Below are 23,362 nucleotides of genomic sequence, written 5' to 3'. Positions count from 1 at the left end.
ACGACGACCGCCCCAGCCGTGGAGGCACCCCGTCAAGATCGCCGTGCTCGCCTCGATCGCCCACCGCACGCCGCCGCGATCGTACGGACCGTGGGAGCAGGTCGCCTCGACCCTCACCGAGGGGCTGGTCGAGCGGGGCCACGACGTCACCCTGTTCGCCACCGCCGACTCGCAGACCCGTGCTCGCCTGCACGCCGAGGCGCCGACCGGCTACGAGGAGGACCCGACGATCGACGTCAAGGTGTGTGAGTCCTTGCACATCGCGGCGGTGTTCGAGCGAGCGTCGCTGTTCGACGTGATCTCCAACCAGTTCGACTTCCTGCCGCTCACCTACAGCCGCCTCACGCCGACGCCCGTGGTGACGACCGTCCACGGCTTCTCCTCGGAACGCGTCGTGCGCGTGTACCGCGCGTACGACGACATCGCGCACTACGTGTCGATCAGCAGCTCCGACCGGCACCGGGACCTCACGTACGCCGCGACGATCCACCACGGTCTCGACCTCACGCAGTTCACCCCGGGCGCGGGCGACGGCGGGTACCTGCTGTTCCTCGGCCGCATCCACCCCGACAAGGGCACCCATCTGGCGATCGAGGTCGCGCGGCGTTCCGGTCGGCCTCTTGTCATCGCCGGCGTGGTGCACGACGAGCCCTACTTCCGGTCGCTCGTCGAGCCGCACGTCGATGGTTCGCGGGTGCGCTTCGTCGGCTCGGTCGGACCCGCCGAGCGGGACCGGTTGCTGGGCGGTGCGGTCGCGTTGCTGCACCTCATCGACTTCGAGGAGCCGTTCGGGCTCTCGGTCGTCGAGGCGCTCGCCGCGGGCACGCCCGTCATCGCCACCCCGCGGGGCTCCATGCCGGAGCTGATCCGCAACGGTCGCAACGGATTCCTCGTCCGCGACGAGGACGACGCTGTCGCTGCGGTCGGTCGCCTGTCGGAGATCGATCGGGCGATGTGCCGGATGGACGCGGAAGCTCGGTTCAGTGCCCGGCGCATGGTCGACGACTACGAGCGACTCTTCGAACGGATCATCGCCGCGGAGCGCTGACATCGGTGCCGGGCGAACCCCTCGTCGGCGGTCAGCCGCGGGCCGAGGGCGGGCGCGTGACGCTCGTCAGGCCCCGTCGAGCCGGGTGCGCAGCTCGGCGTCGAGCACGAGGTCGAGCGCGCCCAAGGTCTCGTCGAGCTGCGCGACCGAGTGGGCGCCGACGATCGGGATGACCGGCGTCGGCCCACCGAGCAGCCACGCGAGCGCGACCTGGTTCGCCGTGGCGCCGGCGTCGCGCGCGACCTCGTGCAGCACCTCGACCCGACGCCGGCTGCTCGGGTGGTCGGCGCCGCCGAACAGCGGCTTGTCGGCGCGTGTGTACGCCCCCTGGTGCAGCGGCGAGTACACCGTCACGGCGAGCGGCGGACGGCCGTCGGCCCCCGTGGACGCGGCGTAGTCGAGCAGGTCGCCGGACACCCAGTTGAACCGGAACGGCGTCGGGCTCGGGTACACGTAGCTGCCCTGCTGCTGGACGACGCCGTACGGCTCGACGCCCAGTCGGGCGGCCGTCTCGCGTGCCTCGACGACGCGCCACGTCGTGACGTTGGAGATGCCCGGCACGCCGATCACCCCGTCGGCCACGAGCTTGCCGAAGGCTCCGACGGTCTCCTCCAGGGCGGTGTCGTGGTCGTCCACGTGCCCGTAGAAGACGTCGATACGGTCGACGCCCAGGTGGCGAAGGCTCGTGGCGGCCTCACGGTGGATGGTCTCGGCGCTGAGGCCCTGGTAGTTCGTCGGGGGTGTGTTCGACAGGGGCAGCGCCGGGTCCTTCTTTGCTGCGCCGCACTTCGTCGCGATGCGGACGCGGTCCCGCAGCCCGCGTGATGCCAGCCAGGCGCCGATCACGTCTTCGCTCTCGTGCCCGTGACCGCCCTCGTCCCAGGCGTTGTAGTTGTTCGCGGTGTCGAGGAACGTGCCGCCGGCATCCACGAAGCGGTCGAGGACCTCGAAGGCCGTCTCGCGCGGTGTGTGCGTGCCGAAGTGCATGGTGCCGAGGCACAGGACGCTGACGTCGGTGGTGGTGGGGCCGGAGCCGATGGTGAGCTGCTGCATGGCGTTCTCCTCGTGACGGCTGTCGTTTCGGTGACAGATCCGACGCTAGACAGGCAGCGGACCGGGAGTACGGTCCATTCTTGTGGCAGACGACCAGACCAATCGGTGGGTCGGCGACGCGCTCGTCACCCTCGAGGGCGGCCAGCCGTTGCACGTCGCGCTGGAGCGGGCTCTGCGTGCCGCGGTCCGCAAGGGCCGCCTCCGCCCGGGCGACCCGGTGCCGCCGAGCAGAGCGCTGGCCCGTGACCTGGGCGTCTCGCGCTGGGTGGTCACGCAGGCGTACGGAGGCCTCGTGGCCGAGGGGGTGCTGGACGCTCGCACCGGCGCGGGCACCCGCATCGCGTCCACGTCGTGGCCCACCCTCACGCCGGCCCGAGCCCCCGATCGCGCGGTCCGTCCGCGGCCCGAGTTCGACCTCGGGCCAGGCGTGCCGGACCTGCGCCACCTGCCGCGCGCGGCCTGGGTCTGGGCCGTTCGCACGGCCGTCGCGTCCGCCACCCCGGGCGACCTCGTCGCGCCGGACCCCCGCGGTGTGCCCTCGCTGCGGCAGGCTCTCGCCGATCGCCTGACCGTGACGCGTGCGGTGCTCGTCGATGCGGACGCCGTCGTCGTGACGCACGGCGCAATGGACGGCATGACGCGCTTGGCGAGATCCCTGCGCGCCGCTGGGCATGACTCCGTGCTCGTCGAGGACCCGAGCTGGCCGCGGCTGCGCGACGTCGCCGCGGCGGCCGGCCTGCACCCTGTGCCGGTGCCGGTCGACGAGGACGGGGTGGACACCGACGCGCTCGTGGAGGCGGCCGAGCGCACCGGCGCTCGCGTCGCGCTGGTGACGCCCTCACACCAGTTCCCCGTCGGCGCCGCGCTCGTCCCGGCGCGGCGTGAGGCGCTCGTGCGATGGGCCCGCTCGGTCGACGGAGTCATCGTCGAGGACGACTACGACGCCGAGTTCCGCTACGACCGCCGCCCGGTGGCGGCCCTGCGCGCGCTCGCACCGGACCGCGTCGCCCTGGTGGGCTCGTGGAGCAAGACGCTCGCTCCAGGGCTCGGCGTGGGGTGGCTGGTCCCTCCCGACGACGTCCCCGCCGCGCGCGCGGCGCTCGACGTCGACGCGCCCGCTCCGCCGTCGCTGCACCAGCTCGCGTGCGCCGCGCTGCTCACCGACGGCGGATACGACCGGCACCTCCGTTCGGCCCGCGCCCGGTATCGGCGCCGACGGGCGTCGCTGGTCGCCGCGCTCGACCGATGGCTGCCGGGCCTGCCCGTGACGGGGCTCGCCGCGGGGCTGCACGTCGTGCTCGGGCTGCCGCCTGGGGTCGACGAGGACCGCGTGGCCCGGCTGGCTGCGCGACGCGACGTGCGTGTGGTGCAAGCAGGTCGCTATCGCGTCGGGACCGCGGCCCGCCCACCGGCGCTCGTCGTCGGGTACGGCAACCTGGTCGACGCACGGCTGGACGAGGCGGTGGCCCGCTTGGCCGCGGCCATCAGCGAGGCTGCGTCGTCCGGGGCACGCGAGCCTGCCGGCTGACGAGGTCCGAGAACCTCCGCCCCCCGACCCGGGCGGTTAGCTGCTCTCGGCCGGCCATCCCTCGACTGGGACAGCTAGCCGCTGGTTCCGCTGCCACCGGATCCACCGGATCCACTGGTCCCGCTGCTGCCGCTGTCGCCACCGGATCCACTGGTCCCGCTGCTGCCGCTGTCGCCACCGGATCCACTGGTTCCGCTGCTGCCGCTGTCGCCACCGGATCCACTGGTTCCACTGCTGCCGCTGTCGCCACCGGATCCACTGGTTCCGCTGGTTCCACTGGTGCCGCTGTCGCCACCGGATCCACCGGATCCGCTGGTTCCGCTGGTTCCGCTGGTTCCGCTGGTTCCGCTGCTGTCCAACTTCTCTGCGTCGACCTCGTTGCGGCTGTCATCACCGGTGTCGGCATCGTCGCTGTCGCCCTGCTCGTCCGTAGCCGTCTCCTCGCCGCCGTCGGCCTCGTCCGCGACGTTCACAGCGGCTGGTACCTGCGGAGGCGCATCGACCAGGCGTGGTGGAGGACTGACCTGCGGATCGCTCGGAGCGCCCGCCGCCGGAGCTGCCGGGCCATCGGGCACGACGACCGAGTCCCGGTCGCCTCCAGGAAGCGGCGTCCCGATCGCCGACGAGTCCGCCGGGGTCGTGCCGGGCGCGTCGGTCGAGGGGGGAACACCGGCCCACGGACCGCTCGCGATCGCTGTCGACATGGACAGCACGAGACCGATCGCTGCCGTGCTCTTGAGCGCGCCCACGGTGGTCATCCTCTGAACGGCAGAAGGTAGGTCACCGGCGAAGGACGGCAGGCCGGGCAGGATCGAGAAGATGCTCAGCGGGCCAGCAGCTCGGTGCAGCTTGCCCAGTCCGATCGCGAGAAATGCCCGGACGACCTCCGGGTCGAACTGCTCACCCGCACATCGCGCCAGCTCTGCGCGGGCAGCGGATGCGGGCAGGGCCCGCTTGTACGAGCGTGCCGACGTGATCACGTCGTACGCGTCGGCCACCGCGACGATGCGGGCGCCTCTGCTGATCGCCTCCCCGGCCAGGCCGGCGGGGTAGCCTCCACCGTCCCAGCGCTCGTGGTGCTGGCCGATCACATCCAGCCACGGACCGAGCCACTCGGCGAGCGGCTCGGCAATCTCCATGCCGGCCTCGGGATGCTCGGTCAGGACGGACCAGTCTTCGGTCGAGGGAAGCCCTGGCTTGCTGAGGACGCTGGCCGGGACGCGAAGCTTGCCGACATCGTGCAGCAGGGCGGCCCAGCTGAGCTTGGCGGCCTCCTCGCCGGACATGCCCAGCTCTCGGCCGATCAACGCCGAGTAGGCCTGGACCCGTTCGCTGTGACCACGGGTGAGCTCGTCGTGGTCGCTCATGGCCGCGACGAGGCCCAGGATGCGAGCGGCATGCTCGTCCTGCGGACGTAGCCGGCGCGCGCGCCCGGACGTCTCGAACCTCGCCTGCAGCGCGTCCGGCGAGTAGTGCCGCATCGCCACACCGAGCCGCGACGGGGCCCGATCGGGGAAGTACAGGGTCAGGCGGAGCAGCGTCGTCAACGGCATGAACCTGCGCGCCATCCGCGTCACGAGGACGAGGGTCAACGTCGCGCAGCACATCTCTGCGAGGAGCCAGATCCACGGATTGACACCGAGCCGGCGTGGCGGGAACCAGTGCACAGCGGCCAGGCCGAGGCCGACTGTGAGAACGATCGGCACCACGGCGATCAGTCCCCTGGTCGCCGTCGCCAGGACCGGGCGACCCTTCCATGCGCCGAGACTCGCGTCGTCGTAGTTCTGAGTGGGACCCAAGGCGGCCATCTACTCATTTCGACAATGGGATCCCCGCTCTTGAGACACGATCAGGTGACCATCACGGCACTTCACCCGCGAGCCGCTCAGGACTGGCGTGTGTCGACGACCGGGTCGACAGAGCCCGTCCTCAGTGCTGCACTCTTGGCTCGCGTGGCCGAGCCCTCGAGGCGGCGCAGCACCAGCAGCGCGATGCCCGCGGACAGGACCTCCCCCGCGGCCAGGCCGGTCCAGGTGCCGGTGGGCCCGGTGTGGCCGAGGGCGAGCACGAGCGGGACCTTGACGACCAGGAGGGTTCCGACGGAGAGGAGGTAGGACGGTCGTGGTCGGCCGAGGGCCTGGAAGTACGCGGAGACCAGCGGTGTGACGCCGGCAGCGGCGAAACCGATCGCCAGGATGCGCAGAGCGTCGACGGACTCGGTCTGGATGGTGGCGTCGTCGACGAAGGCGGCGGTGATCGGCTCGGCGAGCAGCGCGACGGTCCCGGCGGCGAGGGTGCTGTAGACGAGGGTCGCGCGCAGCGAGAGGGTCCGGGTGCGTCGGACGCGCGCGGTGAACCGGCGTCCGGCGTTGTACCCGACGATGGGCTGCATGCCCTGGCTGATGCCGAGCTGGGGCATCGCGACGAACGTCTGGATGCGCGAGCTGATCGCGAAGGCGGCGAGGGCCGCGGTGGCGGCGGCCGCCTGGGACAGCGAGGTGTTGACGACCACGACGAGCAGGGTGGCGCCGAAGCCGGCGAGGAAGGAGGGGGCGCCGATGCCGACGAGGGTGCGGACCGTGGGGAGGTGCAGGCGCAGGTCGTTCCGGTGGACGCGGTAGGGGCGATGCTTCTGGACGAAGAAGAACCACAGGCTCATCGCGGCGGAGACGGCCTGGCCCCCGACCGTTCCCAGGGCGGCTCCGCGGACGCCGAGGTGCAACCCGAAGATGAGCAGCGGATCGAGGGTGATCTGGACGGCGACGGGGACGACCCAGAGCATCGTGGCAAACCGCATCCGACCTTCGGCGCGGACGAGGCTGGAGAACCCGGTCGAGACGATCGCTCCTGCCAGGATGACGACGGCGTAGTCGCGTGCGTAGTCGAGGGTCGGGCCGTGGGCGCCGAGCAGCCGCAGGAGCGGCTCGAGCCCGCTCAGCCCGACCGCCGTGGTCGTGACGGCGGCGGTCCAGAACACGATGAAGGCGTTCCCGGCCGCGCGTGCGGCCGTGCTCGTGTCCCCGGTGCCGAGGTGCCGGGAGACGACCGACGCGGCGCCGACGCCGAGTGCGGACGAGACCGCGCCGAGCGCCAGGAGCAACGGGGCGACGAGGTTGACCGCTGCCATCGCGGTGGCCCCGACGCCGCGGGCGACGAACCAGGCGTTGGTCAGCGCGTAGATCCCGTAGACCCCGACCGCGATGGTGGTCTGGGTGCAGGCGTGCCACAGCAGCCGCCCGACGGGCCGTTCTCCCAGGGCGGTGATGTCGAGCGTGCGCCGCGTGGGCGCGCCGGCATCCCGGGTGCTCACGGTTCGGTGAGCTGCCGCATCATCAGGTCGATGTGCTCACGTGCCAGGTCATACTGCGTGGGCGTGGTGTGTCCGCGGTACACCGTCTCGATCGCCATGATCAGGACCAGGTGCAGGCAGTACAGGCGCCGACGCAGCTGCTCCCTCGGGGTGAGCTCCGCATGGCCGTAGCCGCGCATGAACGCGGTGGAGTCGCCGAAGAAGGGCAGCTGGGTGCCCGAGAAGCCGGCCTCCATCAGCGGGTCCCCGTACAGGGCGCGCTCGTGGTCGATGATCGTGACGATCCCGCCGTCGCGGACCATGACGTTGGAGTCCCAGAGGTCCCACTCGACGAACCTCGGCTCGGTGACGTCATCGAGAACGTCGGCGTGCTGGGCGAGCACCTTGCGGACCTCGTCGTAGTCCCGGCCGATGTCGACGTTGCGGGCCTCCCCGTCGGCCAGGACATCCTCGACGAGGCCGGTGAAGACGACCCGCCAGGACCGGTCACCCGGGCCGGCGAGCGGTCCGAACCAGCTCCCGCGGATCGAGTTCAGCTCGCGGTTGGCCGCGCCGAGCGCCTCGTTGTACGCGTCGCGCTGCTCGGCGCTCAGGTTCTCGATGATGATGCCGAAGTTCTCGGCGTCGACGAACGGCATGAAGAAGTAGTCGGCGTCGACGAGCTCGTGGCTGAGGTCGGCGTGGTCGACGTGCGGGACCGGGACGTCGGTGCGCGCCGCGATCAGCGCCAGCGAGTCGAGCTCGATGCGCATCGCGCCGCGCTCGTAGGTCATCACCGGCACGTCCCGCGGCGGCGCGATCTTCAGGGCCACGGCCCGGCCGTCGCGGAGCAGGATCCGGTACGCGACGTTGAACCAGCCGTGCCCCAGCTCCTCCAGCCACGTGTCCGGCTCGCCCGTGGGCACCTGCTCGGCGCCGTAGGCGCGCTCGACCATCGCGCGCAGCGTCGCGGGCGTCTGGCGGTTCTTCGTGATGCTCTCCATCGAGTCCTCATCGTGGTGCTAGGCGCGCCAGCCCTGGGCGGCGCGTCGTCGGGTCGCCAATCGTGCCGCAACTCTAGGGCCGCAGCACCGGTTCGCGGTCCTGGTCAATCGACGACCGTGTGCCGCCCGCGCTGGACGACGAGCGGGTCGACCTGGCCGATGACGTCCTCGTCCTTGCCCTCGTAGGAGAACTGGCTCAGGAAGTAGCGCATGGCGTTGAGCCGGGCACGCTTCTTGTCGTTGCTGCGGATCGTGATCCACGGCGCGTGATCGGTGTCCGTGCCGGCGAACATCGCCTCCTTGGCGGCGGAGTAGAGCTCCCAACGGCCGAGCGACTCGAGGTCCATCGGGGACAGCTTCCAGCGACGGACCGGGTCGATCTGGCGGATCGCGAAGCGGGTGCGCTGCTCGCGGCGGGTCACCGAGAACCAGAACTTCGTCAGATGGGTGCCGTCGTCGATGATCAACCGCTCGAACTCCGGGGCCTGGCGCATGAACGCCGCGTACTCGTCGTCGGAGCAGAAGCCCATCACCCGCTCCACGCCCGCGCGGTTGTACCAGGACCGGTCGAACATCACGATCTCCCCCGACGTGGGGAAGTGCTGGACGTAGCGCTGGAAGTACCACTGGCCCTGCTCCGTGGTCGTGGGCTTGTTCAACGCCACGACGCGCGCCGCGCGCGGGTTCAGGTGTTCCGCGAACCGCTTGATCGTGCCGCCCTTGCCTGCGGCGTCACGTCCCTCGAACACGAGGATGTGCCGCTCGCCGTTGTCTTCCGCCCAGTACTGCAGCTTGAGCAGCTCGACCTGCAGCCGGTACTTGGCTACCTCGTACTCCTCGCGATCCATCAGCACCTCGTACGGGTAGTCCTCACGCCACGTCTCGACCGCCTTGCCCCCTGGGTCGATGAGCACGGGGTCGGCACCCTCGCCGCCGCCGACGGTGTAGCCCTCGGCCACGAGCCGGTCGATGTACTCGCGCAGGTTGTCGTCGGCGTCAGGTCGGTAGCCGTCGAGATCGAGCGTCGGGTCCATGGAGTCCTCCTGGCAGGACGGGAGGACGTCGACTGTAGCTGCGTCGTTCCGACGGCACCACGATGTGACCGAGGCCGGCATCGCGATCAGCCACACGGCTCGTCCTCGTGATCACAGGTCGGGCAACGCGCCTCTGCTCAGGTTCGTCACGGTCGCCGTCATCGCGCTCGCGCGGTCGGAGGCGAGGAACGCGACGGTGTCCCCGAGGGCGGCGAGCGTGAGCTCACCACGCAGGAGCGCGCCGGGCACCCCGAGTCCACCCGCCGTCATGACCGCATCGAGCGTCGATCCGTTCGCCTCGGCCGCCCGCGACCACATCGCGCCGGCATACGACCCCGCGGCCACGGAGCCCGGGACGGCGTCCGCGCGGACGCAGACGACCCGGACACCGTGCGGTCCGACCTCACCGGCGAGCTGCCGGGCGAACGCCTCGACGGCGGCGCACGCGGGACCGAACCCGTCGGACGGCAGCGTGACGCGCGCCGCGGTCGTGGAGAGCAGGACGATGACGCCCTTGCCGACTGCGGTCATGTGGATGGCTGCCGTCGCACCGGCGACGAAGGCGTTGGTCGTGATCGCCGTGATGGGTGCCAGGTAGTCCGCGAGTCCGACCTCGCGGAGGGGGACACCCTGGGCGTGGTCGCCACCCGTCGCGTCGACCACGATGTCGAAGTCGCCCGCCTCGTCGACCACGCCGTGCAGGAAGGCGTCGACCGCGCCCCAGTCGGACAGGTCGACTGCGGCCGCGGATGCCTGGCCCCCCGACGCGACGATCTCGTCGGCGACCGCCCGCGCCGCGGTCGACGAGCGACCTGTCAGGTAGACCCGCGCGCCCTCGCGCGCGAGCGCCCTCGCCACTGCACCGCCCACGGCGCCGCCTCCGCCGTACACCACTGCCACTCGCTCTTGGAGTTCCATGACGTGATGACGCGCGAGACTCGCTCGACTCGACGACCGCTCGCACGACGTTTTCCTGGTCACCCAACCGTGCAGTCCGGGAGGGCGTCGTACTGCAAGGCACGTGCGCGGCGCCCGCACCCGTGGGCAGCCAGAGCCACCGCCCCCTCCCGTTGCGCGAGGTCAGGGAGCAGGTAGCGTCGCGGGCACGGCCTGGCGGAGCTGCACAACGTCGTCATCGTCCGATGCACGGTGACGTCAGGTCGTCGCTCACGACGACTTGGGGCCTTCATGCGTACTGCGCACCTGACCACCTCCTCGCCCGTCCGGGGAGCCCGCCATGTCTGACGTCGCGGCGGGGATCCCGACCGAGTCCGGGTTGCGCGGGTTCCTGAACCGCGGAGGCTTCTGGCGGTTCCTCCTGGTCCTGGTGGTCTACCTGGCGATCTACCAGCTCGCGGGCTTCGTCGGCGGCAAGATCGGTGGCCACTACCTCGACGACGAGCTGCTCAGCAGCGTCGGCGCCATCCTCTTCCAGATCACGTTCAGCCTCGCCGTCGGGGCGGTCGTCCTGCTCGCCTTCTCGTCGTACATGGGCTGGACCCGGGAGCTGTTCGGCCGCCAACCGATCTACAGGTCGTGGTGGATGTGGATCGCCCCCGTCGTCGTGCTGATCCCGATCGTGCTGCGCCTGCTCGGGATCGACTGGGGCGCGCACAGCGCGGCGGTCGTCGTCTTCATGCTCGCCACCGGACTGCTGATCGGGTTCGTCGAGGAGCTCACCTACCGAGGCCTCGGCGTGAAGATGCTGCGCGACGGCGGTCACGGCGAGTGGGCGGTGGCGGCGCTCTCCTCGCTGCTCTTCGGGCTCTCCCACCTCGTCAACCTCATCGGCGGGCAGTCGTTCACGACCGTCGGGCCGACGGTCCTCTACACGCTCGCGTTCGGCGTCCTCATGTACCTGACCATGCGCGTGACCGGGTTCCTCGCGGTCGCGATGGTCCTGCACGGTCTCACCGACCCGACCACGATCCTTGCCACGGGCGCGGTCGACGAGCTCAAGACGGGCGCCGCGGAGAACGGCTTCCTGTCCGGCGCGGCGGTGGCGACGTTCCCGCTCATCGCCATCGGCCTGATCCTGCTGATCTTCATCCGCGGCCGCGTCGCAGACCGCCGCACGCGGGAACCGCTGCCGGCATGACGGGGGTCCGTCCAGCGGCTCGCATCACCCCGTCCGTGCCCGTCGCCGCCGTGGTGTTCGTCGTCTACGTCGTGCTCGTCGTCGGGCTCATGCGCGTCTCGGGCGTGCAGTACGAGCACTTCTTCGACACGGCGAGCACGACCCTGCGCTCGGCGGTCCTGCCGCTGGCCGTCGGCGCGGTCTGGCTGATCGCGTTCCTGGCGTGGTCGCGGTGGGACTTCGTCTTTCGCGACGCCCGTCGGCTCTCGGCCGGCGGCGTGGTGTGGGCGCTCCCGATCGTGATGGCAGTCAGCCTCGTCCTCGGACTGCTCGGTGTGTCCTGGGACCAGCTCGACGCAACCCACGTCCTGGCGGTCCTGGTGGCGAGCGTCCTGGTCGGCTTCACCGAGGAGACGCTGTTCCGCGGGATCGTGCTGCGCTCGTTGCGGCAGGGCACGCGGTCCGAGGCCGCCGCCCTCGGCTGGACCACGCTCTGGTTCGGGGCTTTCCACCTGACGAACCTCCTGCTGGGCGAGCCCGGAGCGGTCCTGCAGATGTTCTTCGCCGGCCTCGCGGGCCTGGGCTTCTACCTCGCCCGACGAGGCACCGGCGCGCTCGTCGCGGCCATGGTGCTGCACGGGTCGTGGGACTTCTCGACGTTCCTCAGCGGCCTGCACCCCGGCGACGGGGTCGTCAACGACGTGGGCGCGTTCCTCCTCCCCGTCGTGTACCTCCTCGCCGCAGGGACCCTGGTCGTCGTGCTCGTCCGCTACCGCCGGACACCCGCCCGCGAGGCGATCACGCCCGTGCCCTGAGCGGCTCGCGCGGCGAACTAGCCCGGGGGTCAGTCGTCCCCATCGCTCGACTGCTGGGTGGAGACCCTGCCGTCCCAGGTGGCCCGCGCCCCGGAGTCGCCGGCGCGTACCACCGCGACGATCGTGCCCGCGGCGACGACGACAGCCAGGACCCCGCCGACGATCCCGAGCCAGCGGTCCCGCCCGCTGCGCGCCCCGTCGTGCCCGTCGACGTAGCGGCCCCAGAGCCAGACGGCGACCGACAGCGCCGAGAGCGCCAGCGCCCACGGAAGGATCTGGTCGCCGAGCTCGGCGTGCTCCTCCACCAGGTCCGAGTGCGGCACGTGACCCTCGAGCCACTCGCCGTAGTGCGTCGTGAGCGGCACGAGGAACGTGGCGCCGAGGGTGAGCAGCGGCGTCAGCACCCCGAGCTTGCGCCGCAGGGTCGGCCACCACGCGGTGACCGCCACGAGCAGCGCGGCGAGCGGGAGCAGGACCACCACCGCGTGCACCAGCAGGATGTGCGTGGGCAGACCGTTGACCTCGTTCACGCCGACCTCCGTCGTAGGGGATGCGAGCGGGACGCTACGGACGGATTCTCAGAGGTTTCTCACAGGTGGCGACGGGTTGGCAGCGCGCTCCGAGAATCCTCTGAGAACGCAGCGACAGACTCCTCGCATGGCAACGACCACCGCTCACGTCGCACGTCCGACGGTCGCCGCCCCGGCGGCACGGCGTCCGGGGCGGCGTCCCTCGGGTGTGCTCGCCGCGCTGTGGGCGGGCTCGCTCGGGATGCTGGCGTTCTGGTGGCTGGGGACGTCACCGCTGGTCGGTGCGACGCCCGGTGGTGCGGTGATGAGCCTCGGAGAGCTGGCCGGTCTGCTCGGGTCGTTCCTGGTCTGCGCGCAGCTGCTGCTCATCGCGCGGGTGCCCTGGTTCGAGCGGTCGGTCGGGCTCGATCGCCTCGTGTCGTGGCACCGGTCGCTCGGCACCACGGTCGTCCTGCTGATCGCCACCCACGTCGTCCTCATGATCGTCGGCGGCGCGTGGCTGGACCGGACGACGTTGTGGTCCGAGGTGCCGGGCATCCTGGCGACGCAGCCGTACCTGTGGCCCGCCGTGATCGGCACGGCGCTCTTCCTCGCCGTCGGGCTGTCGAGCGCCCGCCTGGCGCGGCAGCACCTGTCGTACGAGGTCTGGTTCGCGGTGCACCTGACGAGCTACGTGGCGATCTTCCTGACGTTCTTCCACCAGATCGCGGGCGGGACGCACTTCGTGTCGGACCCCCTTGCCCGGCTCGCCTGGATCCTCCTCTACGCGGGGACCGCGGCGGCGATCCTCACGTGGCGCGTGGCTCTGCCGCTGCTGGACCACAGGCGGTACCGACTGCGGGTGACGGCGGTCGTGCCCGAGGGGCGCGGGCTGGCGAGCGTGTGGCTCGAGGGCGCGGGCCTGCAGCGACTCGGCGCCCAGGGTGGCCAGTACTTCCTCGTGCGCTTCCTGACGCGCGGCCACCTCGGTACCGCCCACCCCTACTCGCTGTCCATGGTCCCGACGGACGACAGCCTGCGCTTCACCGTCGGCGCGCTCGGCGACCACTCGTCGGCCGTCGCGCAGGTCCGCGCCGGGACGCGCGTGCTCGTCGAGGGACCGTTCGGCCGGTTCACCGCGGAGCGCGCGACCGCCCCGAAGGTGCTCCTGGTCGCGGGCGGCGCCGGGATCGGACCCATCCGCGCGCTGGCGGAGGAGCTCCTGCGGCGCGGGCACGAGATCGTCGTGATCCACCGCGCGCACACCGCGGACGGGCTGGCCCTCGCCGAGGAGTTCACGTCGTCCCGGTGGCTGCGCTACCTCCCGCTGCCCGGCCGGCGGGCACAGCTCCGGCACGACCCGCTGGCGCCCACGTACCTGGCCCGGGCGGTCCCGGACATCGCCGAGCGGGACGTGTTCGTCTGCGGACCCGACGCGATGATGACCACCGTCGCCCGCTCGGCCCGCGCCCTCGGGGTGCCGGCTGCGGCGATCCACCGAGAGGAGCTGGGCTGATGGCCTCCCGACCCTGGCGAGGGACGTTGATCTTCGTCGGAACCGCCGCGGCGATGGCGGCGGCCGGTGTCAGCCGGTTCGCCGGCGTGGTGCCTGAGCCCGCCGCCCCGGCGGCCGCCGCCTCAGGGGTGGAGAGCCCGGCGTCGACGGCCCCGGCAGCGCCCAGCGGTTCGACGAGCACGGCCAGCGGCTCCGCCACGACGTCCGACACCGTGACGATCGTGGGGTCGGTCGCGCAGAACCGCTACGGCGCGGTGCAGGTCGCCGTGACGTTCACGGGCAGCCAGATCACCGACGTGCAGACGCTGCAGGCGCCGAACCGCGAGCGCGAGAGCGCCCAGATCTCGGACCGCTCCGTCCCCGTGCTGGCCCAGGAGGTGGTGGCCGCGCAGTCGGCGCACATCGACACCGTCTCGGGCGCCACGTACACGTCACAGGGGTACCGCGAGTCCGTCCAGTCGGCGATCGACCAACGGGGCTGACGCGTCCTGCGCGAGGTCCTGGGGTCGGGCGGGCCGGCGGATCCTCACCGGCCGGTCGGGTGCGGAGCTGCCGGCAGCTCGAGGGTGATCACCGCTCCTGCGGCCCCGCCCGGACGCGACGACGCCCGCACCGAGCCCCCGTGCTGGGACGCGACCTCGGCGACGAGCGCGAGGCCGATCCCGTAGTGGCGCCGCTCCGGGTCGCCGTCCGTCGCGTTCCGGTGCGACGCGAACCGTCGGAACAGGTCGGCCTCGTCGGCGGACAGCCCCGGACCGTCGTCCTGCACCGAGACCATGACGCGGTCGTTGGCCACCTCGACAGCGACCTCCACGCTGCGGGCCGCGTGGTCCAACGCGTTGTCGACGAGCGCCGTCACGGCACGCCGGACCGAGGCCGTCGAGGCCAGGGCGACAGCCCGGGGATCGCCCGACCGGGTCAGCGTGATGCCGCGGCGCTCCCCCGAGGCCCGCGCCGCCTCGACGACGTCGTCGGCCACACCGGCGACGTCGACCGGGACCGGGTCGACCGACCGGGCGTCCGCCGCCAGGAGCATGTCGTCCAGAACGGCTGTGAGGGCGGCCGTGTCGGCCAGGAGCCCGTCGACGTCGTGCTGCACGCGGTCCGGCGGCGACGTCCCCCAGTCGGCCGTCATGTGCCGGTCCAGCAGCTGGGCCCTGGTCGACAGCAGCGTCAGCGGCGTCCGCAGCTCGTGGCTGGCATCGGCGACGAACCGCCGCTGCAGGCTCAGGGCACCCACCATCGGCCGCACCGCCCGACGCGCGAGCCACGCACCACCGAGCCCGGCCAGCGCGACCCCCACCCCGCCGGCGACCAGCAGCGCCGCGACGAGCCGCTCGCGCTCCTCGTGCCCGGCGCGGGGGTCGAGAGCGGCCTGCACGACCCGGTCCCCGGAACGCCCGGTGAGGACCGTGACCTCACCCGCGCTGGTCGAGACCGTCGTGCGCACGTCGCTCCCGTTCTCGGCCACCTCGCGCAGGGCGTCGGCGTCGGGGAGTCCGGTCGGCAGGTCGGCCGAGGTCTCCAGGTCACCGTGGTGGACGACCGCGACCCACATGCCGGCAGGAGCGTCGTGGACGTCGTCGATGGAGTGCACCGCCGCGCGCGCCTGGGACAGGGCCGCGGCGTGCTGCGACCGGCTCACGACGACCAGGACCGTGGCGGACACCGCGGCGAGCACGACCAGTGCGAGCCCGGCGATCTGGAGCCCCAGCCGCCACGACGTGCGCCGGACGACGCGTCGCTCGTAGGCTGTCAGGTCCGTCATGCGTCACCCAGGCGGTACCCGGAGCCCCGGACGGTGGACACGCTCGTGCGCCCGAGCTTGCGACGTAGGTAGTACACGTAGGTGTCGACCACGCCCTCGTCCTCGGCGTCCGGGAACACGCGGTCCAGGAGGTCCGGTCGGCTGAACACGTGCCGGGGCCGCCGCGCCAGCACCTCGAGGAGCGCACTCTCGCGTTCTGTCAGGCTCACGGACCGTCCGCCGGCGAGGGCGACCTCCCGGGAGCCGACGTCCAGCGAGCCACCCGGCACCCGGATCGTCGTCGCCTCGTCGTGGTGCCGCCGACGCAGGGCGCGCAGCCGCGCTGCGAGCTCGTCGAGGTCGAACGGCTTGCTCATGTAGTCCTCGGCCCCGGCATCCAGACCCGCCACCCGATCAGCCGGGTTCCCGAGCGCGGACAGGACCAGGGCGGGCGTCAGGACGCCCCGGGAGCGCAGGCGGGCCAGGAGGTCGAGGCCCTCGATCGCGGGCAGGCCGCGGTCGAGCACCATGACGTCGTAGCTGCGGGTCAGACCCAGGTGCAGGCCGCGCTGCCCGTCCGGTGCGACGTCGACGTCGTACCCCTCGCCGGCGAGGATCTGCTCGAGCATCTCGGCCAGCTGCCGGTCGTCCTCGACCAGGAGCAGCGGCACCCCAGTCCCCACTCCGGGCTCCACCGGTGGCCCTAGAGACCCGACACACCGAGGAGCCGGCCGACGGCATAGGTCACGGTCATGGCCACGGCACCCCCGACGACCAGCCGCACCATGGCCGGGACACGACGGGCGCCACCGAGACGCGCGCTGATCCCGCCGGTGACGGCCAGCGCGACCAGGACCGCGGCGAACGTCACCGCGACCCGGACCGACGCCGGGGCGAGCGTGACCGCCAGCAACGGCAGGAGCGCCCCGGCCGTGAAGGAGACACCCGACGAGACGGCCGCGTGCACCGGGTTCGTCAGCGCCCCGGGGTCGAGCCCGAGCTCGACGTCCAGATGAGCCGCGACCGGGTCGATGGCCGTCAGCTCCTCCGCGACCGCGCGGGCCGTGGCACGCGACAGGCCCTTGGACTCGTACATCCCGATGAGCTCGTCCAGCTCGCCCTCGGGGTCGTTCTCCACCTCGTGTCGCTCCTGCTCGATCAGCGCGCGTTCCGCGTCGCGCTGGCTGCTCACCGAGACGTACTCGCCGAGTGCCATCGACACCGCGCCCGCGACCAGTCCCGCGATGCCCGCCACGAGGATCGGCCCGATCTGCGTCGTCGCCCCCGCGACACCCACGACCAGGCCGGCGGTCGAGATGATCCCGTCGTTGGCACCGAGCACCCCGGCGCGCAGCCAGTTCAGGCGCGCAGCGTCGCGACCCCGACCGTTGTCGACCAGTCGGGCCGTCGATCCCCCGAGCGCTGCCATGAAGTCGACGCTAGGCCGCTCGACGACCCGGCGCCACGAAGGTGTGGCTCGCCTCTCCTGGCTGCGGTCCGTCGCCACGACGGGACTTCGGACCCTGTCCACGCGCCGGACGAGCCGAGGAGCGTGGACATGTCGGAGGAACTCGCGAGGCACCCATCGGAGGTGCGAGATGAACCGGACGATCGTCGTCGGCTACGACGGCTCCCAGCACGCCGACGAGGCGTTGAGATGGGCCGCGGCGGAAGCCGCCCGCCTCCGCGCCCCGCTGCGCATCCTGCACGTGGCCCACACGATCGTGGACACCTATGTCGTCGCCGGCTCCCACCTGGACCTGACCACCCAGCTCGGGAACCAGGTTCTCGCGGGAGCCGTCGAGCGCGCGTACGGCGTGGACCCGGATCTCGAGGTGACCACCCAGCTCGAAGTTCGCGAGAGCGTGGCCGCCATGCTCGTCGAGGCGAGCGCCAACGCCCGCCTCGTCGTCCTCGGCTCACGGGGCCGAGGCGGCTTCGCCGGCCTGCTCCTGGGATCGGTCAGCGTCGCCGTCGCTGCGCACGCGCACTGCCCTGTCGTCGTGCTGCGCGGCGGCGCACCCGGACCGTCGGACCCGACGCTCCCTGTCGTCGTCGGCGTCGACGGCTCACCCACGAGCGTCCGAGCCGTCGACCTCGCGTTCGACCAGGCGTCCCGACTCGGTGTCCCGCTGGTCGCCGTCCACGCGTGGGAGCCGCCCCCGATGGCCGGCCCCGTGCCGGGCTGGACGCCGGACGAGCTCGAGGAGCTCCGAATCGCCGAGAAGGCCCTGCTCGCCGAGAGCCTGGCCGGGCACGCCGACCGCTATCCCGAGGTCGAGGTGCGACCTGTCGTGCGACGCGGACATCCCGCGCCGGTCGTCCTCGCCGCCGCCGAGGACGCACGACTGCTCGTCGTGGGTTCCCGGGGCCGCGGAGGTTTCCGCGGGCTCCTGCTGGGATCGGTGAGCCAGGCCGCTCTGCACCACTCGCCGTGTCCCGTGCTCGTCGCGCGCCCCGCGTAGGTCGCGACCGCGCCGCGTCGGGTCGGGACGTTGTGCCCTATCTGCCGCACGTGCTCAGGCGAAGTGTGAGACGTGGGGAGAACCCCACCACTCGGGCGGGGCGACCTCGTCGGGTGGAAGGGAGCAGGTGCCATGACACGGACCTGGAAAGTGGCGATCTACCTGTTCGACACGGATGACCCGAGGCACGAGACGGGGCTGACCAAAGCGCACGCCGTGCTCTCGACGTCGAGCGGGACCACCCTGGACGGCTACGGTCGCGCACGCCGTGCGCCCCAGGACCTCGACGTGCCCGAGATCGGCGAGGAGCTCGCCGCGGCGCGTGCGCTGCGGAACCTCGCGGACCGGCTGCTCGAGGCGACGTCCGACGACATCGAGGCGATCGAGCACGAAGACGTGCAGATCGTCCACCTACGGCCATGAGCAGGAACGTGGTCGTCCTCGGCGCCGGAACCGCAGGGACCATGCTGGTCAACAAGCTTCGGCGCCGGCTCGACGACACGTGGACGATCACCGTCGTCGACCGCGACGATGCCCACGCCTACCAGCCGGGCTTCCTCTTCGTGCCGTTCGGCGGCACGGCCGACGACCTCGTGCGATCACGCCATGCGTTCGTGCGCGACGGCGTGGAGCTCGTGCTCGAGCCCGTCGACCGGATCGACGTGGCCGCGCAGGAGGTCCTGCTCCTGGACGGCCGCCTCCTGCCGTACGACTACCTCGTCATCGCGTCCGGGACGGTCCTGCGGCCCGACCAGACACCCGGCATGCTCGGCGCGGAGTGGCGGAAGAGCATCTTCGACTTCTACACGCTCGACGGTGCGAAGGCCCTGGCCGCGGCGCTGCAGGACTTCCGCGGCGGACGGCTGGTGGTCCACGTGACCGACATGCCGATCAAGTGCCCGGTCGCGCCGCTCGAGTTCACGTTCCTTGCCGACGCCTGGTTGCGTCGGCACGGGCTGCGCTCCGAGACCGAGCTGGTGTTCGTCACTCCCCTGGACGGGGCGTTCACCAAGCCGATCGCGTCCGAGCGACTCGGCACGATGCTCGCCGAGCGCGGGGTCGCCGTGGAGGCCGACTTCCTCGTCGAGCACATCGAGGGCACGACGCTCGTCTCCTACGACGGTCGGGAGGTCCCGTTCGACCTGCTGGTAACGGTCCCGCTGCACATGGGCTCGGACTTCGTCACCCGCTCAGGGCTCGGAGACGAGCTGGGGTTCGTCCCCGTCGACAAGCACACGTTGCAGTCCACCGCCGACCCTCGGATCTTCGCGGTCGGCGACGCCTCGGACATCCCGACCTCCAAGGCGGGTTCCGTCGCGCACTTCGCGGTCGACGTCCTCGTCGACAACCTGGTCGAGCTGGCAGCGGGGCGGACCATGACCCACTCGTTCGACGGGCACGCCAACTGCTTCATCGAGTCGGGCGACGGCAAGGCCCTCCTGCTCGACTTCAACTACGACACCGAGCCCATGCCCGGCACGTTCCCCGCGCCGTACGTGGGCCCGATGAGCCTGCTCAAGGAGACGCGGGCCAACCACCTCGGCAAGCTCGCGTTCCGCTGGGTCTACTGGAACGTCCTCCTGCCCGGGCGGCCGATGCCGCTCGCCCCGGCCATGTCGATGGTCGGCAAGCAGACCCCCGTCAGTACCCCCTAGGAAGAGGTGTGCCATGCCAGTCACCGTTCTCGACGGTCACCAGGTCCACGTCGACGCGGAGGGGTTCCTCACCGACCTGTCCGAGTGGGACGACGAGCTCGCGACCGTTCTCGCGCAGCAGATCGGTCTGACGCTGACCGACGAGCACCGCGCCGTGCTCACGTTCCTGCGTGAGGACTTCGCGCAGCGTGGCGAGACCGCGACCCTGAGGCGGGCGTCGGCCGGCAGCGGGGTCGCCGTGAAGGACCTGTTCCGCCTCTTCCCGCAGAAGCCCGCCAAGAAGATGGCCTACGTCGCCGGTCTGCCCAAGCCCGTCGGCTGCGTCTGACCCGAACGACGACGAGAGGCAGTGCCATGACCACCATCGAGACCGAGACCGAGACCGTCGTCGTGCCCCAGTTCGGCGACGACACCTCACCGGGTCGGACGCTCGCGATCATCTGCTCCAAGGGCAACCTCGACATGGCCTACCCGGGCCTGATCCTGGCCAACGCGGCGCTCGGCGAGGGCGTCGAGACCCACCTGTTCTTCACGTTCTGGGGCCTCGACATCATCACCAAGGCGACGATGGCCGACCTGAAGTTCACGATGCTCGGCAACACGGCGACCCACATGCCGCAGGGCCTCGGCGGGTTGCCAGGCATGACCGCCATGGCCACAGCCAAGCTGAAGAAGGCGATCGCGGACCTCGACGTGCCTGACGTGCCCGAGTTCCTCGAGCAGATCGTCGCGTCCGGCGGCCACCTGTGGGCGTGCCGGCTCTCCGCCGACATGAACCACCTCACGCTCGCCGACCTGGACGAGGACGTCGAGGGCATCATCAGCGCCAGCGACTTCATCGAGAAGACCGACGGGGCCCAGCTGCTCTTCATCTAGCAGCTGGTCCCCTGCCGCCTACGAGAGGTGATCAGGCCGGGCAGCAGGCGACTGCCGCCCGAGGTGCCGGCCGCGCGGCCCGGGCTCGCTGCGCCAGCTGAGCGAGCACGTCGCCCAGCTGCCGACGAGCTCGGGGGGCGCTCGGTACGGGTGCGCGCTCCGCGACAGCCCGGCTGTGCCGCAGGCGCGCCTCCAGCTCGCGCTCGCGCTGCTGGTGGACGACGTAGTACAGGTCGGGGTGCATCAGTGCTCCTCGGTGGGCTTACGGGCGCGGACGACGGCACCGTGCATGCCGTCCGCGACCTGGTGGGTGAAGGTGACCTCGGTGTCGACGAACCCGGCGTCGGCCAGGCCCGTCAGGTACTCGGAGCGGGACAGCGCGCCCGCGATGCAACCGACGTAGGAACCGCGCTCTGCGCGCTCCGCGGGGGTCAGGTGGTCCTCGGCGACGACGTCGGAGATGCCGACCCGGCCGCCGTCGGCCAGGACCCGGAACACCTCGCCCAGGACGGCCTGCTTGTCGGGCGACAGATTGACGACGCAGTTCGAGATGACGACGTCGACCGAGCCGTCGTCGAACGGCAGCTCCTCGATCGTGCCCTTGCGGAACTCGACGTTGGTCGCACCCGCGCGGTCGGCGTTGGCTCGCGCGAGGTCGAGCATCTCGTCGGTCATGTCGACGCCGTACGCGAAGCCCGTCGGGCCCACGCGCCGGGCGGAGAGCAGCACGTCGATGCCGCCGCCCGAGCCGAGGTCGAGCACGCGCTCCCCTGCCGACAGCTGGGCGACGGTCAGCGGGTTGCCGCAGCCCAGCGAGGCCGCGACCGCCTCGACGGGAAGCCCTGCGACGTCGGTGGCGTCGTACAGCGCGGCACCGAAGGTCTCGTCGACCTCGGCCCTGGCTCCGCACGAACCGCCGCAACAGTCGTCGTTCGAGGTCTGCACAGCCGCCAGAGCGTAGCGCTGGCGGACCTGCTCGCGGACGTCGTCCATGGTTCCTCCTCAGATATTGATCACCGTCGATGTCATCTTGGACCCAGACATTCACCGGTGTCAATATCGACAACCGTCAATTTCTGTCTCATACTTGCCGCATGGCTCTCGATCTCCTTCCCGTCGTCTCTCCGGCCGCCTGCTGCACGCCCGCCACGAGCACGGCGATGAGCGAGCAGGACGCCATCCAGCTCGCCCGCACGCTGAAGGCTCTGGCGGACCCCGCGCGCCTGCGCCTTCTCTCCCTGATCGCCGCACAGGACGGCGCAGAGGCGTGCGTCTGCGACCTCATCGAGCCCGTGGGCCTCAGCCAGCCGACCGTGTCGCACCACCTGAAGGTGCTGACCGACGCGGGCCTGATCACGCGCGACAAGCGCGGTGTGTGGGCGTACTTCGCGCTCGTCCCCGGCGCGCTCGACTCCGTCACCCGCCACCTCGGCACGCACCTGACGAGCGGTGCCGCATGACCGGGTTCCACCTGCGCCCGCTGGCCGCCGAGGACTGGCCCGAGGTGGAACGCATCTATGCCGCCGGGATCGCGACGGGGCACGCCACCTTCGAGTCGGCCCCGCCGACCTGGGAGGACTTCGACGCGGGCAAGGTCCGCGAGCACCGGCTCGTCGCCGTCGACGACGACGGGCGGGTCCTCGGCTGGGCGGCGGCGGTGCCGGTGTCCGACCGGTGCGTCTACGCCGGGGTGATCGAGCACTCGGTGTACGTCGACCCCACAGCCCGCGGCCGTGGCGTCGGTCGGGCGCTGCTCGACGCGTTGCTCGACTCGGCGGCCACCGCCGGGGTCTGGACCGTCCAGTCCGGGATCTTCCCCGAGAACACCGCGAGCATCGCGCTGCACACCGCCGCCGGGTTCCGTACCGTCGGCACCCGCGAGCGCCTCGGCCGGATGACCTACGGCCCGTTCGAGGGCCGGTGGCGCGACGTCGTCCTCATGGAGAAGCGGCTCGACACCGTCTCCTGAGAGCACGGGGCATCAGTCGAGCAGGTGGATCGTGAAGGCGACGGCGAAGCCGAGCGTCGTGGCGATCCCGACGAGCTTGCCGCCCTCGTCGAACGCCTCGGGCATCATCGTGTTGGCGAGCATGGTGAGGATCGCACCGGCCGCGAAGGTGAGCACGAAGGCGAGCACGCCCGGGGACGCGTCCTGGAAGAGGCCGTAGCCGGCCGCCGAGGCGAGGCCCGACACGAGGGCGATCGCAATCCACATCCCCAGGATCCGCGCCCGGCTCCACCCGGCGGTCGCGAGACCGGTCGTCGAGCCGATCGACTCCGGCAGGTTCGAGATGAAGACGGCCGCCAGGTAGGCGGCTCCGACCTCCCCGCCCTGGAAGATGGTCAGCCCGATCACCATCGACTCCGGGATCCCGTCCAGGACGGTCCCGAGCACGATCGCGAGGGCCGAACCGCTCTGCTGGCCACCGGTGAGGTCCTTGCGCTGACCTCCACCGAAGCGGTCGATCAGCAGGTCACCGCCGAAGAAGACCAGGCAGCCCGCGAACAGGCCGCCGATCAGCGCACCGTTCCCCGTGGACATGCCCGAGGCGACCTCGACCAGGTCGAACGCCACCGCGCTGATCAGCACGCCGGCGCCGAAGGCCATGATCAGGCCGATCACCCGGACGCGAATGTGCAGGAACAGCGCGACGAGGGCGCCGATCACCAACGAGCTGGCCGCGAGCAGCCCCCACCCGAACGCACCCGCCATGAACGGATCCTCTCAGGGCGACGGAACAGATGT

Annotated in this window: 26 protein-coding genes; 13 read left to right on the top strand and 13 right to left on the bottom strand. The window is 71.6% G+C overall.

What is annotated here, in order from left to right:
• Nucleotides 1-43 precede the first annotated feature (43 nt).
• Entirely contained in the window at nucleotides 44-1,048 is a 1,005-nt protein-coding gene (locus AC1DPN_RS09745; protein WP_477084531.1) for a glycosyltransferase family 4 protein, read from the top strand.
• Nucleotides 1,049-1,114: 66 nt separating this feature from the next.
• Here the strand turns inward: AC1DPN_RS09745 and AC1DPN_RS09740 are convergent, their stop codons facing one another.
• Nucleotides 1,115-2,101, bottom strand: coding sequence for an aldo/keto reductase (locus AC1DPN_RS09740; protein ID WP_477084530.1), 987 nt, complete (start codon nucleotides 2,099-2,101; stop codon nucleotides 1,115-1,117).
• Between the two features lie 82 nt (nucleotides 2,102-2,183).
• Between AC1DPN_RS09740 and pdxR the strand changes: the two genes are divergently transcribed.
• Entirely contained in the window at nucleotides 2,184-3,629 is a 1,446-nt protein-coding gene (pdxR, locus tag AC1DPN_RS09735) for a MocR-like pyridoxine biosynthesis transcription factor PdxR (RefSeq protein ID WP_477084529.1), read from the top strand.
• Between the two features lie 74 nt (nucleotides 3,630-3,703).
• On the opposite strand, the gene AC1DPN_RS09730 is transcribed toward pdxR, so the two are convergent.
• The 5 genes from AC1DPN_RS09730 to AC1DPN_RS09710 form a co-directional block, all read right to left on the bottom strand.
• Complete coding sequence (locus AC1DPN_RS09730) at nucleotides 3,704-5,428, bottom strand: HD-GYP domain-containing protein (protein ID WP_477084528.1); 1,725 nt, start codon at nucleotides 5,426-5,428, stop codon at nucleotides 3,704-3,706.
• An 86-nt stretch (nucleotides 5,429-5,514) separates the two neighbouring features.
• Complete coding sequence (locus AC1DPN_RS09725; RefSeq protein WP_477084527.1) at nucleotides 5,515-6,939, bottom strand: MATE family efflux transporter; 1,425 nt, start codon at nucleotides 6,937-6,939, stop codon at nucleotides 5,515-5,517.
• Entirely contained in the window at nucleotides 6,936-7,922 is a 987-nt protein-coding gene (locus AC1DPN_RS09720) for a phosphotransferase family protein (protein ID WP_477084526.1), read from the bottom strand. Before AC1DPN_RS09720 ends, AC1DPN_RS09725 begins: the two co-directional genes overlap by 4 nt.
• Before the next feature lie 104 nt (nucleotides 7,923-8,026).
• Nucleotides 8,027-8,956, bottom strand: coding sequence for a polyphosphate kinase 2 (gene ppk2, locus AC1DPN_RS09715; RefSeq protein WP_477084525.1), 930 nt, complete (start codon nucleotides 8,954-8,956; stop codon nucleotides 8,027-8,029).
• A gap of 111 nt (nucleotides 8,957-9,067) precedes the next feature.
• Nucleotides 9,068-9,874, bottom strand: a complete 807-nt coding sequence (locus AC1DPN_RS09710) for an SDR family NAD(P)-dependent oxidoreductase (protein ID WP_477084524.1) — start codon at nucleotides 9,872-9,874, stop codon at nucleotides 9,068-9,070.
• Nucleotides 9,875-10,193: 319 nt separating this feature from the next.
• On the opposite strand from AC1DPN_RS09710, the gene AC1DPN_RS09705 reads away from it, so the two are divergent.
• Nucleotides 10,194-11,054 carry a CPBP family intramembrane glutamic endopeptidase gene (locus tag AC1DPN_RS09705; protein ID WP_477084523.1) on the top strand — a complete coding sequence of 287 codons (861 nt, stop codon included), beginning with the start codon at nucleotides 10,194-10,196 and terminating at the stop codon, nucleotides 11,052-11,054.
• Between the two features lie 35 nt (nucleotides 11,055-11,089).
• Nucleotides 11,090-11,848, top strand: a complete 759-nt coding sequence (locus AC1DPN_RS09700) for a lysostaphin resistance A-like protein (protein ID WP_477084522.1) — start codon at nucleotides 11,090-11,092, stop codon at nucleotides 11,846-11,848.
• A 29-nt stretch (nucleotides 11,849-11,877) separates the two neighbouring features.
• Here AC1DPN_RS09700 and AC1DPN_RS09695 read toward each other — a convergent pair whose 3' ends face one another.
• On the bottom strand, nucleotides 11,878-12,378 hold the full coding sequence (locus tag AC1DPN_RS09695) for a DUF2231 domain-containing protein (RefSeq protein WP_477084521.1): 501 nt from the start codon (nucleotides 12,376-12,378) through the stop codon (nucleotides 11,878-11,880).
• Between the two features lie 127 nt (nucleotides 12,379-12,505).
• Between AC1DPN_RS09695 and AC1DPN_RS09690 the strand changes: the two genes are divergently transcribed.
• Together AC1DPN_RS09690 and AC1DPN_RS09685 are read left to right on the top strand one after the other, a co-directional pair.
• Nucleotides 12,506-13,873: a ferredoxin reductase family protein gene (locus tag AC1DPN_RS09690; RefSeq protein ID WP_477084520.1), complete on the top strand. Its 1,368-nt coding sequence runs from the start codon at nucleotides 12,506-12,508 to the stop codon at nucleotides 13,871-13,873.
• The gene (locus AC1DPN_RS09685; RefSeq protein WP_477084519.1) at nucleotides 13,873-14,355 is read left to right on the top strand and encodes an FMN-binding protein; all 483 of its coding nucleotides are present in this window, start codon (nucleotides 13,873-13,875) and stop codon (nucleotides 14,353-14,355) included. The genes AC1DPN_RS09690 and AC1DPN_RS09685 overlap by 1 nt, the downstream gene beginning before the upstream one ends.
• A gap of 44 nt (nucleotides 14,356-14,399) precedes the next feature.
• Here AC1DPN_RS09685 and AC1DPN_RS09680 read toward each other — a convergent pair whose 3' ends face one another.
• From AC1DPN_RS09680 to AC1DPN_RS09670, 3 genes are read right to left on the bottom strand one after another with little or no spacing between them, the layout of a single operon-like run.
• Complete coding sequence (locus tag AC1DPN_RS09680; protein ID WP_477084518.1) at nucleotides 14,400-15,641, bottom strand: sensor histidine kinase; 1,242 nt, start codon at nucleotides 15,639-15,641, stop codon at nucleotides 14,400-14,402.
• Complete coding sequence (locus tag AC1DPN_RS09675; protein ID WP_477084517.1) at nucleotides 15,638-16,303, bottom strand: response regulator transcription factor; 666 nt, start codon at nucleotides 16,301-16,303, stop codon at nucleotides 15,638-15,640. Before AC1DPN_RS09675 ends, AC1DPN_RS09680 begins: the two co-directional genes overlap by 4 nt.
• 20 nt (nucleotides 16,304-16,323) lie before the next feature.
• Nucleotides 16,324-17,049, bottom strand: coding sequence for a VIT1/CCC1 transporter family protein (locus AC1DPN_RS09670; protein ID WP_477084516.1), 726 nt, complete (start codon nucleotides 17,047-17,049; stop codon nucleotides 16,324-16,326).
• A gap of 169 nt (nucleotides 17,050-17,218) precedes the next feature.
• On the opposite strand from AC1DPN_RS09670, the gene AC1DPN_RS09665 reads away from it, so the two are divergent.
• From AC1DPN_RS09665 to AC1DPN_RS09645, 5 genes are all read left to right on the top strand, one after another.
• Nucleotides 17,219-18,085, top strand: coding sequence for a universal stress protein (locus tag AC1DPN_RS09665; RefSeq protein WP_477084515.1), 867 nt, complete (start codon nucleotides 17,219-17,221; stop codon nucleotides 18,083-18,085).
• Between the two features lie 132 nt (nucleotides 18,086-18,217).
• Nucleotides 18,218-18,508, top strand: coding sequence for a dsRBD fold-containing protein (locus tag AC1DPN_RS09660; RefSeq protein WP_477084514.1), 291 nt, complete (start codon nucleotides 18,218-18,220; stop codon nucleotides 18,506-18,508).
• Nucleotides 18,505-19,740 carry a type III sulfide quinone reductase, selenoprotein subtype gene (sqr, locus tag AC1DPN_RS09655; protein WP_477084513.1) on the top strand — a complete coding sequence of 412 codons (1,236 nt, stop codon included), beginning with the start codon at nucleotides 18,505-18,507 and terminating at the stop codon, nucleotides 19,738-19,740. The genes AC1DPN_RS09660 and sqr overlap by 4 nt, the downstream gene beginning before the upstream one ends.
• A gap of 13 nt (nucleotides 19,741-19,753) precedes the next feature.
• Complete coding sequence (locus tag AC1DPN_RS09650) at nucleotides 19,754-20,068, top strand: TusE/DsrC/DsvC family sulfur relay protein (RefSeq protein WP_477084512.1); 315 nt, start codon at nucleotides 19,754-19,756, stop codon at nucleotides 20,066-20,068.
• Between the two features lie 26 nt (nucleotides 20,069-20,094).
• Nucleotides 20,095-20,616: a DsrE/DsrF/DrsH-like family protein gene (locus AC1DPN_RS09645; protein ID WP_477084511.1), complete on the top strand. Its 522-nt coding sequence runs from the start codon at nucleotides 20,095-20,097 to the stop codon at nucleotides 20,614-20,616.
• 31 nt (nucleotides 20,617-20,647) lie between these two features.
• Here AC1DPN_RS09645 and AC1DPN_RS09640 read toward each other — a convergent pair whose 3' ends face one another.
• Nucleotides 20,648-20,860, bottom strand: coding sequence for a hypothetical protein (locus tag AC1DPN_RS09640; RefSeq protein ID WP_477084510.1), 213 nt, complete (start codon nucleotides 20,858-20,860; stop codon nucleotides 20,648-20,650).
• On the bottom strand, nucleotides 20,860-21,609 hold the full coding sequence (gene arsM / locus AC1DPN_RS09635) for an arsenite methyltransferase (RefSeq protein WP_477084509.1): 750 nt from the start codon (nucleotides 21,607-21,609) through the stop codon (nucleotides 20,860-20,862). The genes AC1DPN_RS09640 and arsM overlap by 1 nt, the downstream gene beginning before the upstream one ends.
• 101 nt (nucleotides 21,610-21,710) lie before the next feature.
• Between arsM and AC1DPN_RS09630 the strand changes: the two genes are divergently transcribed.
• Entirely contained in the window at nucleotides 21,711-22,076 is a 366-nt protein-coding gene (locus AC1DPN_RS09630; protein ID WP_477084508.1) for an ArsR/SmtB family transcription factor, read from the top strand.
• Nucleotides 22,073-22,585, top strand: coding sequence for an N-acetyltransferase family protein (locus tag AC1DPN_RS09625; protein WP_477084507.1), 513 nt, complete (start codon nucleotides 22,073-22,075; stop codon nucleotides 22,583-22,585). Before AC1DPN_RS09630 ends, AC1DPN_RS09625 begins: the two co-directional genes overlap by 4 nt.
• Nucleotides 22,586-22,597: 12 nt before the next feature.
• On the opposite strand, the gene AC1DPN_RS09620 is transcribed toward AC1DPN_RS09625, so the two are convergent.
• Entirely contained in the window at nucleotides 22,598-23,329 is a 732-nt protein-coding gene (locus AC1DPN_RS09620) for a ZIP family metal transporter (RefSeq protein WP_477084506.1), read from the bottom strand.
• Nucleotides 23,330-23,362 lie beyond the last annotated feature (33 nt).

The sequence above is a fragment of the Cellulomonas sp. P4_H4 genome (assembly GCF_056400865.1).
The sequence above is the reverse complement of the archived record's forward strand: the minus strand, read 5'-3'. Positions and strand labels throughout refer to the sequence as shown.